The sequence below is a fragment of the Allobosea sp. 05T433 genome, from assembly GCF_056396065.1.
The window spans coordinates 169126-183408 of the sequence record NZ_JBFTKS010000009.1; the positions used below are offsets into that span (position 1 = coordinate 169126).

General features: G+C 65.5%; 13 protein-coding genes. 10 read left to right on the forward strand and 3 right to left on the reverse strand.

Going from position 1 to position 14283, the window contains the following annotated elements; all coding sequences use genetic code 11:
* The first annotated feature begins 17 nt into the window (after window positions 1-17).
* A complete protein-coding gene (locus tag AC1DGP_RS15030) occupies window positions 18-926 on the forward strand; it encodes a MurR/RpiR family transcriptional regulator (RefSeq protein WP_441506393.1) in 909 nt (302 codons plus the stop codon).
* 130 nt (window positions 927-1056) lie between these two features.
* On the opposite strand, the gene AC1DGP_RS15035 is transcribed toward AC1DGP_RS15030, so the two are convergent.
* Window positions 1057-1341, reverse strand: coding sequence for an acylphosphatase (locus AC1DGP_RS15035; protein WP_441506394.1), 285 nt, complete (start codon window positions 1339-1341; stop codon window positions 1057-1059).
* Between the two features lie 207 nt (window positions 1342-1548).
* Here AC1DGP_RS15035 and AC1DGP_RS15040 point away from each other — a divergent pair, with 207 nt between their 5' ends.
* Genes AC1DGP_RS15040 through AC1DGP_RS15065 form a run of 6 tightly spaced genes read left to right on the forward strand, consistent with a single transcriptional unit; the run spans window position 1549 to window position 7545 of the window.
* Window positions 1549-2337, forward strand: a complete 789-nt coding sequence (locus AC1DGP_RS15040) for a FadR/GntR family transcriptional regulator (protein ID WP_441506395.1) — start codon at window positions 1549-1551, stop codon at window positions 2335-2337.
* Window positions 2297-2842: a TRAP transporter small permease gene (locus AC1DGP_RS15045; RefSeq protein ID WP_441490745.1), complete on the forward strand. Its 546-nt coding sequence runs from the start codon at window positions 2297-2299 to the stop codon at window positions 2840-2842. Before AC1DGP_RS15040 ends, AC1DGP_RS15045 begins: the two co-directional genes overlap by 41 nt.
* Complete coding sequence (locus AC1DGP_RS15050) at window positions 2839-4122, forward strand: TRAP transporter large permease (RefSeq protein WP_441490744.1); 1284 nt, start codon at window positions 2839-2841, stop codon at window positions 4120-4122. Before AC1DGP_RS15045 ends, AC1DGP_RS15050 begins: the two co-directional genes overlap by 4 nt.
* 32 nt (window positions 4123-4154) lie before the next feature.
* Window positions 4155-5168: a TRAP transporter substrate-binding protein gene (locus AC1DGP_RS15055; protein WP_441490743.1), complete on the forward strand. Its 1014-nt coding sequence runs from the start codon at window positions 4155-4157 to the stop codon at window positions 5166-5168.
* A gap of 44 nt (window positions 5169-5212) precedes the next feature.
* Window positions 5213-6331 (forward strand): mandelate racemase/muconate lactonizing enzyme family protein, encoded by a 1119-nt coding sequence (locus AC1DGP_RS15060; protein WP_441506396.1) that lies wholly within the window; start codon window positions 5213-5215, stop codon window positions 6329-6331.
* A gap of 8 nt (window positions 6332-6339) precedes the next feature.
* Window positions 6340-7545, forward strand: coding sequence for a mandelate racemase/muconate lactonizing enzyme family protein (locus tag AC1DGP_RS15065; RefSeq protein WP_441506397.1), 1206 nt, complete (start codon window positions 6340-6342; stop codon window positions 7543-7545).
* 94 nt (window positions 7546-7639) lie between these two features.
* Here the strand turns inward: AC1DGP_RS15065 and AC1DGP_RS15070 are convergent, their stop codons facing one another.
* Window positions 7640-8416, reverse strand: a complete 777-nt coding sequence (locus tag AC1DGP_RS15070) for an SDR family oxidoreductase (RefSeq protein WP_441506398.1) — start codon at window positions 8414-8416, stop codon at window positions 7640-7642.
* 57 nt (window positions 8417-8473) lie between these two features.
* A complete protein-coding gene (locus AC1DGP_RS15075; RefSeq protein WP_441490739.1) occupies window positions 8474-9238 on the reverse strand; it encodes a GntR family transcriptional regulator in 765 nt (254 codons plus the stop codon).
* A gap of 118 nt (window positions 9239-9356) precedes the next feature.
* On the opposite strand from AC1DGP_RS15075, the gene AC1DGP_RS15080 reads away from it, so the two are divergent.
* The 3 genes from AC1DGP_RS15080 (at window position 9357) to AC1DGP_RS15090 (ending at window position 14231) form a co-directional block, all read left to right on the forward strand.
* On the forward strand, window positions 9357-10622 hold the full coding sequence (locus AC1DGP_RS15080) for an ABC transporter substrate-binding protein (protein WP_441490738.1): 1266 nt from the start codon (window positions 9357-9359) through the stop codon (window positions 10620-10622).
* Window positions 10623-10822: 200 nt separating this feature from the next.
* Window positions 10823-11698, forward strand: coding sequence for a branched-chain amino acid ABC transporter permease (locus AC1DGP_RS15085; protein WP_441506399.1), 876 nt, complete (start codon window positions 10823-10825; stop codon window positions 11696-11698).
* Window positions 11699-11705: 7 nt separating this feature from the next.
* Complete coding sequence (locus AC1DGP_RS15090; protein WP_476832257.1) at window positions 11706-14231, forward strand: branched-chain amino acid ABC transporter ATP-binding protein/permease; 2526 nt, start codon at window positions 11706-11708, stop codon at window positions 14229-14231.
* Window positions 14232-14283 lie beyond the last annotated feature (52 nt).

Genomic DNA, 14283 nt, shown 5'->3' on the forward strand with positions numbered 1-14283 from the left:
TTGGCGCCTCCGACATCATGAGCTCCATCAGGCAGGGGCTCGGCGCGATGTCCGAGAGCCAGCAGAGGGTGGCGCGCCTGTTCCTCGACGAAGTCGAATGGGTGGTGAAGGCGAATGTCGAGGATATCGCGGCGCGCGCCGGGGTCAGCGCGCCGACAATCGTACGCTTTGCCCGGCTGGTCGGTTGCCAGGGCCTGAGGGACCTCAAGCTGAAGCTCGCCGGCGCGGTGGCGCTCGGCGCGCCGTTCCTGCACCGTTCCGTGCGGATGGGGGAGACCGCGAGCGACGTGCTGCGCAACGTCACGGGCAGCATCACGACCGTGCTCGCCGAATGGCAACGCCGCATCGATCCGCTCGATCTCGATCGCGCCGCGGCTGCGATCAGCAAGGCAAGGCGGATCGATTGCCTCGGCACCGGCGCGACATCGCATTTCCTGGCGCAGGATCTGCAGGCGCGGCTGTTCCGCCTCGGCCTGAACGCCAATGCCTTTTCCGATGCGCATTTTCAGCTCGTCGCAGCGGCAACGCTGACCTCGGAGGATGTGCTGGTCGCGATCTCCTTCGTCGGCCGCATGCCGGCACTGCTGCGCGCCGTCGAGGTCGGCAAGGCCCGTGGTGCGACGATCATCGCGCTGGCCCAGGGCGGAACGCCGCTTGCGCAGCTTGCCGACGTCGCGCTGCCGCTGGATGTTCCGCACGACACCGCAATGCTGGTCGGGACGGATGCCTATGTGGTCCAGCTCATCGCCATCGAAGTGCTGATGATCCTTGTCGGCTTGCGTCAGGGCCCGCAGCTGATCGGCCGCATGAACGATGTTCAGCACGTCCTGCGCCATTACAGCGTCGACCGTGAAGACCCGTCGGTGCTGCATGCGGGCTGGCGCCAGATGCTGGACCCCGACCCGAACGCCGATCCAAAGGACTGATCGTGGGGGCCGGTGCGGCTCCGCACAGGCCAACCTCTTCGTGTCCGATCGCGCCACGATGGCGGGCAACGCGGGAGACCGGCCCGTCGCGGGACCTCGTTCTCTTCCTGTCGCCGTGCCCATCACCCGTTCAGACGCTGGGCGCGATGACGAAGCCCCGGCCCGGAGCCCCGACGAGCGAGCCATCAACCTCGCTCCGATCGATGTCCTGGACGCCGGCCCCAGGAGGCCCATCGAAGGCATCCGCGGCTAGCGTCTCGACGATGTCGGACGGCCCCGAGACCACGGCCTCCACCGTGCCATCGGCCCGGTTTCTCACCCAGCCCGCCACGCCCGCAGCGCGTGCGCGCGCACAGAACCACTGCCGATAGCCAACGCCCTGAACGCGGCCCGAGATGATCAGGTGAAGGTTCATGCCCTTCCCGTCCCTTGCGCACCCGCGATAACCGCACGCGCACCGCATCGCTCAACGGTCGCTCCCTCAGGCTGGCCCTCGCAGCCGGGCGAACGGACATCCCCATACTACCGGACACCCTTCGACGACGCATCCCCGGCAATGCCGATGCGGGCGCGTGACCGACGGCTTGCGCGCCAATCAATCATATGATGATATGATCATACGATGGCGCGCCCCTCCAATTTCCATTCGCATCTGGTCGACCGCCTTGGCCGCATGATCGTCGGAGGCCAGATCGGCAACGACGGCGCATTGCCGCGGGAAGACGAGCTCGCCACCCAATTCGCCGTCAGCCGCACGGTGATCCGCGAAGCGACGAAGACCCTTCAGGCGCTCGGGCTGATCACGACGGGGCCCCGCGTAGGCTCGCGCATCCAGCCGATATCATCGTGGCGGCTGCTCGACCCTCAGGTGATGGACTGGATCACCGATGCCGACATGGCGAGCGGGTTCGAGCGCGATCTTCTCGAGCTCCGCAGCATGATCGAACCTGCGGCAGCAGCCTTCGCCGCCGAGCGCGGCACTCCCGCTCAGATCGGGGCCGTCGCGGCGGCGCTGGAAGGGATGTCCGGCGCTCCGGGCAAAGCGGAACACGAGGCGGCCGATTTTCGCTTCCACGAGGCGATTCTGGAGGCGTCCGGGAACAGTCTGCTGCTTCAACTCAAGCCGATCCTGCACGCCGTGCTGAGGGCCTCGTTCCGGTTGTCGATGCACGACCACGAGCGGGCCCAGGCGTCCGTTGCGATCCACCGCCATGTCGCATCAGCGATCACTGCGCGCAGGCCCGAGCAGGCTCGCGAGAGCATGATCGCGCTTCTGAAAGTGGCCCAGGCCGATATCGACCTCGTCCCCGGACGGACGACCTCCGTCGCGGAAAGGAGCGAGGGAACAAGAAACTCACAGGAAACGCACCATGCTCGCAAAAGCCGAAAGATGGATCCTACGAGGGCTTGAGGCTGTCCTGGTCATCCTGCTTGCCGGGATGGTCGTGATGGTCTTCGGCAATGTCGTCCTGCGCTATGCCTTCAACTCCGGCCTCGACCTGTCCGAGGAGCTGTCGCGCTATTTCTTCGTCTGGCTGACCTATATCGGCGCCGTCGTGGTGATGCGCGAAAACGGTCATCTCGGCGTCGACACGCTGGTTGGTGCGCTTGGCCGCCAGGGCCGGCTGATCTGCATGATCATCAGCGACGCCTTCATCCTGGCCTGCTGCGTGATGCTGCTCGACGGAACCTGGAAGCAGCACGAGATCAACGCCACCGCGGTCGCGCCGGTCACCGGGCTGAGCATGGGCTATGTCTATGGTGTGCTGTACTTCGCCGGGATTGGCATCGGCTTCATCACGCTTGCCCGGCTCGTTCGCGCCCTGACGGGAAAACTCGGCGAATTCGAACTGGCCGAGTTTGCCGGCGACTACAGCGGCAACCCTTCACATGACCTGAAGGGCCACCTCGAATGACGATCACCATCTTCCTCCTCTCGCTCTGCGGGGCGATGGCGCTCGGCATGCCGATCGCGTTTGCGCTGATCGTCTGCGCGGTCGCGTTGATGCTCTGGCTCGGCGTCTTCGACACCCAGATCATCGCCCAGAACATGATCATCGGCGCGGATTCGTTCCAGCTCCTGGCGATCCCGTTCTTCCTGCTCGCCGGCGAGCTGATGAATGCCGGCGGCCTGTCCAAGCGCATCGTCAACTTCGCGCTCTCGCTGGTCGGCCATCTCCATGGCGGCCTGGGTTACGTCGCGATCTTCGCCTCCATCATCATGGCCTCGCTGTCAGGCTCTGCTGCGGCCGATACCGCTGCGCTCGCCTCGATCCTGCTGCCGATGATGCGCCAGGCCGGCTACGATACCGGTCGCTCGGCCGGCCTGATCGCATCCGGCGGCATCATCGCCCCGATCATCCCGCCTTCGATCGGCTTCATCGTCTTCGGCGTCGCCGCCAATCTCTCGATCACTAAGCTCTTTCTCGCGGGTGTCTTTCCCGGGCTGCTCATTGGACTGTCGCTGGTGATCGCCTGGTTCATCGTCTGCCGCCACGACAAGATCACGGTCCTGCCGCGGCGCAGCGGCGCCGAGCGCCTGAAGGCGACCTGGGATGGTTCGCTTGCCCTGCTGATGCCGCTCGCAATCCTCGGCGGCATCCGCTTCGGCATCGTCACGCCGACTGAGGCGGCCGTGGTCGCGACCGTCTACGCGCTCGTCGTCGGCATGTTCGTCTATCGCGAGCTCAAGCCGCGCGACCTCTACAAGGTGGCGTTGACCGCCGCCAAGACGACGAGCGCAGTCATGCTGCTGGTCGCCGCGGCCGTCGTCTCGGCCTGGCTCATCACCCAGGCGAATATCCCGGCCGAGCTGTCGAGCGTGCTCGAGCCCTTCATGGACAACAAGACGGTCCTGATGATCGTCATCATGCTGCTGGTCATGGTCGTCGGCACTGCGCTCGACTTCACGCCGACAGTGCTGATCCTGACACCGGTATTGATGCCGGTGATCAAGCAGGCGGGCATCGACCCGATCTATTTCGGCGTGCTCTTCATCATCAACAACGCCATCGGCCTGATCACGCCGCCGGTCGGCATCGTGCTCAACGTGGTCTGTGGCGTGGCCCGCATCCCGATGTCTCTGGTGATCCGCGGCGTCTGGCCATTCCTCGTCGCCCAGACCGTCGCGATGTTCCTGCTGATCCTGTTCCCGCAACTCGTGACCGTTCCGCTTGCCTGGCTGAGCGGCCGCTAATCCAAAAACCAAGGCAATCAGGGAGAAAGCCCATGCTGAGCTCACGTCTCGTCTCCATCCTCGCCGGCGTCGCGCTTGCGGCGCTTGCAGGGTCCGCCCAGGCGCAGATCAAGGAACGCAATATCCGCGTTTCCAACGGCATCAACGAGGACCACCCGGTCGGCAACGGCGTCGCCAAGATGCGCGCCTGCATGACTGAAAAGTCCGGCGGCAAGCTGAAGCTCCAGGGGTTCTGGGGCGGCGCGCTCGGCGGCGACCTGCAGGCGACGCAGGCGCTGCGTGCCGGCACGCAGGAGATGGTCATCACCTCCTCCTCGCCGCTGGTCGGCATCATGCCTGCGCTCGGCGTCTTCGACCTGCCCTTCCTCTTCACCAACGAGAAGGAAGCCGATGCAGTCCTCGACGGAGCCTTCGGCAAGTATATCTCCGACAAGCTGCCTGCCTTCGGCGTCGTCAATCTCTCCTACTGGGAAAACGGCTTCCGCAACTTGACCAACTCGAAGCGCGCCGTCTCCAAGGCTGAAGAGCTCACCGGCCTCAAGGTCCGCGTGATGCAGAACAACATCTTCCTCGACAGCTTCAAGAGCATGGGCGCCAATGCCACGCCGATGGCGTTCGGCGAGGTTTTCGCGGCGCTCGAGACGCACGCGATCGACGGCCAGGAGAACCCGCTCGTCACCATCGACACCTCGAAGCTCTACGAGGTGCAGAAGTACCTGACGATGACACGCCACGCCTATACCCCGTTCCTGGTGCTCTATTCCAAGAAGCTCTGGGACCAGCTCTCCAGCGAAGAACAGGCGATCCTGAACGAGTGCTCGACCGTCGGCCGCGATGAGGAGCGCCGCGTCTCGCGCACGCTCAACGACACGTCGATGGCGAACCTGAAGAAGCAGGGCATGCAGGTTTCGGACGTCTCGGCCGACGAATTGACCAAGATGCGCGAGGCCACCGCGGCCGTTTACCAGCGCCACGAGGCCTCGATCGGCAAGGAGACGATCGACCGCCTCAAGGCCGATCTCGCCAAGATCCGCGGCACCAACTGATCAGGAGAGCCCCGGAGCCGCACAACAGCTCCGGGGCTACCGCCATGCGCATCACCCGCATCGAACCCTTCATCCTGCATATCCCGGTGACGGGCGGCTCCATTGCCGACTCGACCCACCGCATCAGCCATTGGGGCGTCGTCGGCGCGAAGATCGTCACCGAGGACGGCCTCGAAGGCTACGGTTTCACCGGCACGCATGCCGACCTCGCCTCCGACCGGCTGATCACCTCCTGCATCCGCGACTGCTACGCCCCGTTGCTGATCGGCGAGAATGCTTCCGAGATCACCCGGCTCTGGCTGAAGCTCGCCCGCCACCCTGCCCTGCAATGGGTCGGACGCGCCGGTATCACGCAGCTCGCGCTTGCCGCGGTCGATGTCGCGCTCTGGGACCTCAAGGCGAAGGCGGCCGGGGTACCGCTCTGGCACCTGCTCGGCGGCGCGACCAAGCCGAAGCTCGAAGCCTACAACACCGATATCGGCTGGCTTTCGATCCCGCGGGACGAGCTCGTCGAGGGCTGCCGCATGGCGGTCGAACGCGACGGCTTCCGGCGTCTCAAGGTCAAGGTCGGCCATGCCGACCCCGGGATCGACATCGCCCGGCTGGAAGCCGTGCGCCATGCCATTGGTGACCATGTCTCCCTCGCCATTGACGGCAACGGCAAATGGGATCTGCCGACCTGCAAGCGCTTCTGCGCGCGGGCCGAGGCGCTCGACATTTTCTGGTTCGAGGAGCCGCTCTGGTATGACGATGTCGGCTCGCATGCCGCGCTGGCGAAGGCGACTTCGATACCGATTGCGCTCGGGGAACAGCTCTATTCGCTCGACGCCTTCCGCGCCTTCGTCGCGGCCGACGCCATCCACTACGTCCAGCCCGACGTGACCCGCCTCGGCGGCATCACCGAGTACATCCAGGTCGCGGAGCTTGCACTCGCCAGCCGCCTGCCGGTCGCGCCCCATGCTGGCGAGATGAGCCAGGTCCATGTCCATCTCGCCTATTGGCATCAGGCGACGCCGATCCTCGAATACATTCCCTGGATCAAGGATGCCTTCGTCGAGCCCGCCAATGTCGCCGATGGCTATTTCCTAAGACCCCAGCAGCCCGGCGCCGGCACGACGCCGACCGCTGAGGCGCTCACCCGCTACGCCAAGCCTCTCGCTTGAGAAACCTCATGAAAATCACTGCTGTTGAAACCATCCGCCTGACCGAGTTCGGCAACATCATCTGGGTGCGGCTCCACACCGATGCGGGCCTGGTCGGTCTCGGCGAGACCTTCATGGGCGCCGCCGCGGTCGAAGCCTATCTGCACGAGACCGTGGCGCCGAAGCTGCTCGGCAAGGACCCGCTCCAGATCGAGGCGCGCAATGCCAGCCTGAACAACTATCTCGGCTGGCGCGGCTCGGGCGTCGAAACGCGCGGCAACTCGGCCGTCGACATCGCGCTCTGGGACATCTACGGCAAGGCGATCGGCCAGCCGGTCAGCGTCGCGCTCGGCGGCAAGACGCGCGACACGATTCGCACCTACAACACCTGTGCCGGCTACAAATATATTCGCGATGCGCGCTCGCAGGCTGTCGCCAACTGGCATGTCGGCGAGCAAGGCGGCCCCTATGAGGATCTCGAAGGCTTCCTCTATCGCGCCGACGAACTCGCCCATTCCCTGCTCGAGCAGGGCATCACCGGCATGAAGATCTGGCCCTTCGATATCGCGGCAGAACGCGCGGCTGGCTGGGACATCACGCCTCAGGAACTGAACACCGCGCTGGAGCCGTTCCGCAAGATCCGCAAGGCGGTCGGCGACAAGATGGACATCATGGTCGAGTTCCACTCGCTCTGGAGCCTGCCCATGGCGAAGAAGCTGGCGGAGCGCCTGGCCGAATTCGACACCTACTGGCACGAGGACCCGTTCCGGCTCGACAATGTCCACGATCTCGGCGAGTACGCCCGCCACTCCAAGGCCTGGGTCTGCGCCTCGGAAACGCTGGCCTATACCCATTCCTTCCGAGATTATCTCGAGACCGGTGCCGCCGGGGTCGTCATGCTCGACCTGTCATGGTGTGGCGGCCTGTCGGAAGCCCGCAAGATCGCAGGCATGGCCGAGGCCTGGCACACGCCGGTCGCCCCGCATGACTGCACAGGCCCGGTCGTCTACGCGGCATCGTGCCATTTCTCGATGCATGCCCGGAACACGCTGATCCAGGAATCGGTCCGCGCCTTCTATACCGGCTGGTACACCGAGCTGGTCACCGACCTGCCCAAGGCCGAGAACGGGATGATCACCGTATCGGACGCGCCCGGCCTCGGCCTCGAGCTGCTCCCTGGGCTGGAGAAGCGCGCCGACGCTATCGTGCGCTTCAGCCGCCTCTCCGACCTCTGAACTTCGGTATCGGCGCCCGCCGTCGCATTTCCGACCCGGCCTCCGAGCGAAGCCGGGTCGCTGCAAGGATCTCGCGCCCTGCTCTGCTCCCCGCTCAGCTGAGCATGCGCGTGTCGCCGCAGACCGAGATTTCCTGACCGGAGATTGTCTTGGCGAAGGGGGACGCCAGGAAGACGATCTGCTTGGCGATGTCGTTCGGGTCGACGAACTGCTTGATCGAGACGCCCGCGAACAGGCGCTGGGTCATCTCCTCATGCGAGATGTTGAAGCTGCGCGCCTTGTTGGCGATCACGCTCTGGATACGGGCACCGTCGACCAGGCCGGGGCAGATCGCATTGGCCCTGATTCCGAACTCGCCGAGCTCCGCCGAGATCGCCTTGGTGAAGCCGATGACCCCCCATTTCGCCGCGCCATAGGGCGAGCGCAGCGGAAAGCCGTGCTTGCCGGCCTGGCTCGACAGATTGACGATGCTGGCATTGGCGGATTGCTTGAGATGCAGCACGGCGAGCCGGGTGCAGTTGTACTGACCGGTCAGATCGACTGCGACACAGGCATCCCAGTCCGCGGGATCGATTTCGTCGACGCGGCCGGTCGGCCCGGCGATACCGGCATTGTTGACGAGGCAGTCGAGCCCGCCGAGCGCCGCCAGCGCCTCATTGAACAGGTTGGCCACCGCGTCGCGGTCAGAGACGTCGCAGACCGATTGCGTGATCGCCGGATCGCTGGACGCCATCGCTGCCAGGGCCTCGCGATCGACGTCGCAGATATGGACCCTGGCGCCTTCCGCCGCAAAGGCGCGCGCCGTCGCCCGGCCAATGCCGTTGGCGCCCGCCGTAACCAGAACGCGCAATCCCTTGATCTGCAAATCCATTGTCGTCTCCCCCCGATGCCCGCGCCGTAGCGCCTCTCAGATTGCGGCGAACCCTGACTATGGCGCCAGGCCACCGGTGCTTTCGATATGGGCGGCGGCTGCAGCGATATCGGCTTCCAGCGCGGCCCTTGCAGCCTGCGGATCCCGGCGCCGCAGGGCATCGAGCAGGGCGGCATGGGAAACCACGGCGCTGCCACCGTCGAGGCGGCGCGGTTCGTGGCGCATATCGAGATTGAGGATGGGGCCGGCCTTGAGCCAGAGCCGCTCGATCATCTCGACCAAGGTCGGCATGCGCGCCGCCTCATAGAGCGTGAAATGCAGATTGCGGTTGGCTGCGACTGCGCCAGCGGCGTCTGGGGGATCGGCGCTCGCCGCCTGTCGGAACGCGGCCTCGTGCCGGGCAATCTCCTCGATCTCGGCTTCGTTTGCCGCCTTCGCCGCCTCTTCGGCCGCAAAGCCCTCGACGACCAGGCGCAGGCGCGTCAATTCGCGAAACTGTGCCAATCGCAGCAGCGGAACGCGTACGGCACGTCCGGGCAGAACCTCCAACGCGCCATCCGCGGCGAGCCGGCTGACCGCCTCGCGCACCGGCATCATCGAGACACCAAGAGCCTCCGCGACACGCCGCAGCGAGAGCTTCTCACCCGGAGCAAGCCGGCCGGCGACGAGCAGCGCCCGCAATTCCCCGGTGACCCTCTCCCCCAGGGTCTCGCGCGTCAGCGCCCCGACCTCGTCGAGCGCGGATGCATCGCGACCAGCCGAGACATCACCGATCCCATCGTCGGCAGCCGGATTCGCGAAGGACTGGACAGGGGCAACCATGTCTGCCAACCTAACTGTGATCACAGATCACGACAAGTGGATATCAAGCCGCCAGCAGAGCAGACAGCAGGTCGACAATCTCCAGCGCAAAGCGCGGAACCGTTCTGGGAGGAACGCAATGGCAGACCATCAGCAGTCGAAATTTCGTTTGTCACGACGTCAGGCCCTTGCCGGGCTTGGAGCCGGTGCCGCTACCGGATTGATTGCAAGTCCGTCGCTGATCCTGGCGCAGACGCCGGATGCCATCCGCTTCGGCCACCTGACGCCGCGCACCGGTTTCCTCGGTCCGCTCGGCGAGTACGGCGTCATGGCCGTCGACCTCGCCGTCGAGGAGATCAATGCTGCGGGCGGCATCAATGGCCGCAAGCTCGAGGCCCTGAAGGAGGATTCGGTCAATCCGCAGACCGCCTCGACCAAGGCCGAGCGCATGATCGAGCGCGACAAGGTCGCGTGCATTCTCGGCGAGATTTCCTCGGCCTCCTGCCTGACGATCTCGCAGGTCGCAGCGCGCAACAAGATCCTCTTCGTCAACACCGGCGGCAACTCCGATGCCCTGCGCGGCGAAAGCTGCAACCGCTACATGTTCCATGTCGAGCACCAGAACTCGATGTATGTGAAGAGCTGCGGCCGCTCGCTGATGGCGCAGGGGCTGGTCAAGGGCAAGAAGTGGTTCTCGCTGACCGCCGACTACGCCTTCGGCCATGACCTGCTCAAGGTCGCCAAGCGCTTCATGGAGGCCAATGGCGGCCAATTCGCCGCCGACAAGCTGGTGCCGACCGACGCAACCGACTTCTCGGCGCTCCTGATCGAAATCCGCGCCGCCAAGCCCGACATCGTGATCTCGAACCTTGCCGGCAACCAGATCACCAATTTCCTCAAGCAGTATTCCGAATTCGGCCTGACCTTCCCGGTCGCCGGATTCGGCTTCGACACGGCGCTCGCCTGGGCTGCCGGCAAGGACAATTTTGGCGGCGTCTGGCCCTGCGTGTGGCACCACCTGATCGATACGCCGGCGAGCAAGACCTTCGTCTCCGCCTTCACCAAGAAATACGGCAAGCCGCCGGAGAACCAGGCCTGGGGCGATTACATGGCCGTGAAGATCATGGCCCAGTCGATGAACGAGCTGAAGAGCACCGATACCGCCAAGATCCTCGAGCATTGGGAGAAGGGCGCGAAATTCGACGTCATGAAGACGCGCGAAGGCTATTTCCGCGCCTCGGACCACCAGCTGATGAGCGAAATGTACACGATCACGGCGCTGCCGGCAGCGCAGGTCAAGAACCAGTGGGATCTCTTCACCTCCTCGCCGCCCGTGCCGGGACCGAACGAAAGCCTCGAAGTGATCGCGACGACGGGGGACGAGGCGGTCTGCAAGATGAGCTGAGGCGCTCCCCCTTGCCAGATCCGCGCCGTCATTCCGGATCGGCCGCGCCAGCGGCGCCGATCCGGAAGCCATCGTAGAGCCCAGCGCCCTGGGATGGCCCCGGCACTCCGCTTCGTTGCGGCCGGGATGAAGGCGCCTCCCGAACCTCTCGGGCGCGCCGCGCCCCTGCCCGGCCCTGTCGATCAAGCAAAGGCGTCCCCTTGCTCATTCTCTTCATCCAGCAGGTACTGAACGGACTGCTCGACGGCGTCTATTACCTTCTGATCGCGCTCGGCCTGTCGCTGATCTTCTCGCTCGGCGGCATCGTCAATCTCGCGCATGGCGCCTTCTATGCGATCGGCGCCTATCTCACGATCGTGCTCGCGCCCCATATCGGCTTCGGCGGCGCGATCATCGCGTCGCCGGTGCTGGTGGCGCTGATCGGCATCGTCGTCGAGCGCGGCCTGTTCCAGCGCTTCTACCGCTCGGACCCGATCCTCTCGCTGCTGCTGACCTTCGGGCTCGCGATGGTGGCGGAGCAATCCCTGCGCATGATCTTCGGCGCGCCACCGCTCTCGTTCTCGATCCCGCCTGCACTGCGCGGCCAGATCTTCCTCGGCGAGTTCATCTACTCGCGCTATCGCGCGCTTCTGCTCCTGATCGCAGCAGCTTGCGTACTCGGGCTCTGGTTCCTGCTCCAGCGCACGTCCTTTGGTCGCGTCGTCCGGGCCGGCGTGCAGAACCCCGACATGGTCGGTGCGCTCGGCATTTCGCTGCAGCCCTACATGATGGCTGTAGCCGGCATCGGCATTGGGCTTGCCGGCCTGGCCGGCGTCCTGCTCGCGCCGATCTACTCGATCCATCCCGCCATGGGGCAGGAGATCATCACCCCGGCCTTCGTGGTCGTCGTCATCGGTGGGCTCGGCTCCTTCTGGGGCGTGGTCGTGGCGGCGCTGATGGTCGGCGTGGTCAAGGGCATCACCATTGGCCTCGGCTTCACGCAATGGTCGACCGCGGTGATCTACCTGATGATGCTGCTCGTCCTGCTGTTCCGGCCGCGCGGCCTGTTCGGCGAACGCATCCAGCGCTTCGAGTGAGGGCGAAATGACAGCCGCTCAGCGCGACCGCGCGCCTCTCCTCATTGCCGCCATCGGCCTCGCCGCCCTGCCCTTCCTGATGCATTTCATTGGCCTCGGCACCACCTCGGCGACCGAGATCGTCGTCTTCGCCATTGCCTGCATGGCCCTGAACATTCTCGTCGGCACGACCGGACTCGTCTCCTTCGGCCATGGCGCCTGGTTCGGGCTCGCCGCCTATGCCGCGGGCTTGATCCAGCGCAACTGGCTGCCCGGCCAGTTCGCCCTTCCGATCCTGCTCGCGGTGCTCTTCGTGGGCGTGCTCGCCTTCGCCTTCGGCGCCCTGATCCTGCGCCGCAAGGGCGTGTATTTCTCGCTCCTGACCCTGGCGCTCGCCGCCATGACCTATTCGATCGCCTTCCGCTGGACCGCCGTGACCGGCGGGGAGGATGGCCTCGGCGGCATCAGGCGCCCGCTCTTCGCAGGCGTCGATTTCGATCAGGCGCTGCCGTTCTACATCCTCGTTGCACTGATCGGCATGGCAGTGGTCTACGGGCTCTGGCGCTTCCAGCGCTCGCCGGTCGGCACCGTTCTGGTCGCGATCCGCGAAAACGAACAGCGCGCCCGGTTTCTCGGCTACCAGACGAACCGCTACAAGCTCGTCGCCTTCACCATCTCGGCGGCCCTGACCGGGCTCGCCGGCACGCTGCTGCTGTTCAACAACCGCATGACCTCGGCCGAGCCTATCTCGGTCGCCTTCTCCGGCGAATTGCTGGCGATGGTCGTGATCGGCGGCATGCGCTCCTTCCTGGGCCCGGCTCTCGGCGCGCTCTTCTTCGTGATCTTCCGCGACTATCTCTCGAGCCTGACACCAAACTGGCTGTTCTGGTTCGGGCTGCTCTTCGTCGGCTTCATCGTCTTCTCGCCCATGGGGCTCGTTGGCGTCGGCGAGCGGCTGCTGCGGCCCTTCCGCAAGCAGGCTGCCGAAGATGCGGCAATGTCGGCGCGCAAGGTCGGCGCGGTCACGCTCCCGGATTTCATGAAGCCGCAGAACTGGGTCGAGGGCGCAATCCTTACTGCGACCGGCCTCGCCAAAAGCTTTGGCGGCATCCAGGCGGTAGAGGGTGTCACTCTCGCGATACGCGACCGGTCGCTGCATGCGCTGATCGGCCCGAACGGTGCCGGCAAGACGACCGCCTTCAACCTGATCTCAGGCCAGTTTCGGCCGGATCATGGCGAGGTTCGCCTGCGCGAGCGCGAGATCACCGGGCTCTCGCCCGAAGCGATCACCCGCGCCGGCATCGGCCGTGCCTTCCAGATCACCAATCTGTTCCCGTCGCTTTCCGTCGCCGAGAATGTCCGTCTCGCCGTGCAGGCGCGCGCTCCGGAGCGCTTCGGCTTCTGGCGGGCGGCGGAGTCGCTGGGACAGGTCTCGGACGAGACGCGGCAGGTCATCGAGACCATGGGCCTGCGCGGCATCGAGAGCGCCGAGGCCGGCTCGCTCAGCTATGGCGGCCAGCGCCTGCTCGACATGAGTCTCGCCCTTGCCACCAAGCCGCGTGTCCTGCTCCTGGACGAACCACTCGCCGGTCTCGCAGCGGCCGAGCGCGAACGCGTCGGCAACCTGATCAAGTCGATCTCGGCCGACCTGCCGGTGCTGCTGGTCGAGCACGATATCGACCGCGTCTTCCAGATCGCGGACCATGTCACGGTGATGAACGAGGGCAGCGTGCTGGTCGACGGCACGGTCGAGGACGCGCGCTCCTCCCCGCAGGTTCAGGCGGTCTATATCGGCTCGGGCGCGCATGCGCTGGCCGAGAAGCCACGTCCCAGTGCGGCAGGAGAGACGATTCTGCTCGGGCTTTCCGGCGTCGACACCTATTACGGCAAGAGCCACATTCTCCGCGACGTCAGCTTCGACGTCCACGTGAACGAGATCGCGGCGCTGCTCGGCCGCAACGGCGCCGGCAAATCGACCTTGCTGAAGACGATCACCGGCATCGCACCGCCCGCCACGGGAACGATCAATCTTGCCGGTGCCGACATCGCACGCTTGCCGCCGGCCGTGATCGCGCGCGCCGGCATCGCCTATGTGCCGCAGGGGCGCGGTCTCTTCGCCGGCATGAGCGTCAAGGACAATATGGAGCTCGGCCGCCTCAAGCGCCTGACCGGCAACGGCACGCGCTGGGAGGACGACAAGATCTTCGCCTTCTTCCCACGCATCAAGCAGCGCTGGCATTCCCCGGCCGACTACCTCTCCGGTGGCGAGCAGCAGATGGTGGCCGTGGCGCGGGCGCTCTCCGGTGACACACGTGTCTTGCTGCTGGACGAGCCCTTCGAGGGCCTCGCCCCGGCTGTGGTCGAGGAACTTTTCGAGGCCTTCGACAAGCTGAGACAGGAGATCGCGATCGTGATCGTGGACCACCATCTCGACCTTGCGCTGGCACTTTCGGACCGCACGGTCGTGCTTGAGCGCGGCCAGGTCACTCATGCCGGCCCGTCGAAGGCTCTCAGCCAGGACCTGGCGCTACGCCGGCAGGTGCTCTGGCTGTGAGCGCCCTGCCTCAACCCTATCCCGACCTTCGTCGCTTCCCGCAGGATCAACA

Coding starts and splice junctions, on each gene's coding strand:
- AC1DGP_RS15030 (WP_441506393.1), top strand. CDS start 18: ATGAGCTCCATCAGGCAGGGGCTCGGCGCGATGTCCGAGAGCCAGCAG.
- AC1DGP_RS15035 (WP_441506394.1), bottom strand. CDS start 1,341: ATGAACCTTCACCTGATCATCTCGGGCCGCGTTCAGGGCGTTGGCTAT.
- AC1DGP_RS15040 (WP_441506395.1), top strand. CDS start 1,549: ATGGCGCGCCCCTCCAATTTCCATTCGCATCTGGTCGACCGCCTTGGC.
- AC1DGP_RS15045 (WP_441490745.1), top strand. CDS start 2,297: ATGCTCGCAAAAGCCGAAAGATGGATCCTACGAGGGCTTGAGGCTGTC.
- AC1DGP_RS15050 (WP_441490744.1), top strand. CDS start 2,839: ATGACGATCACCATCTTCCTCCTCTCGCTCTGCGGGGCGATGGCGCTC.
- AC1DGP_RS15055 (WP_441490743.1), top strand. CDS start 4,155: ATGCTGAGCTCACGTCTCGTCTCCATCCTCGCCGGCGTCGCGCTTGCG.
- AC1DGP_RS15060 (WP_441506396.1), top strand. CDS start 5,213: ATGCGCATCACCCGCATCGAACCCTTCATCCTGCATATCCCGGTGACG.
- AC1DGP_RS15065 (WP_441506397.1), top strand. CDS start 6,340: ATGAAAATCACTGCTGTTGAAACCATCCGCCTGACCGAGTTCGGCAAC.
- AC1DGP_RS15070 (WP_441506398.1), bottom strand. CDS start 8,416: ATGGATTTGCAGATCAAGGGATTGCGCGTTCTGGTTACGGCGGGCGCC.
- AC1DGP_RS15075 (WP_441490739.1), bottom strand. CDS start 9,238: ATGGTTGCCCCTGTCCAGTCCTTCGCGAATCCGGCTGCCGACGATGGG.
- AC1DGP_RS15080 (WP_441490738.1), top strand. CDS start 9,357: ATGGCAGACCATCAGCAGTCGAAATTTCGTTTGTCACGACGTCAGGCC.
- AC1DGP_RS15090 (WP_476832257.1), top strand. CDS start 11,706: ATGACAGCCGCTCAGCGCGACCGCGCGCCTCTCCTCATTGCCGCCATC.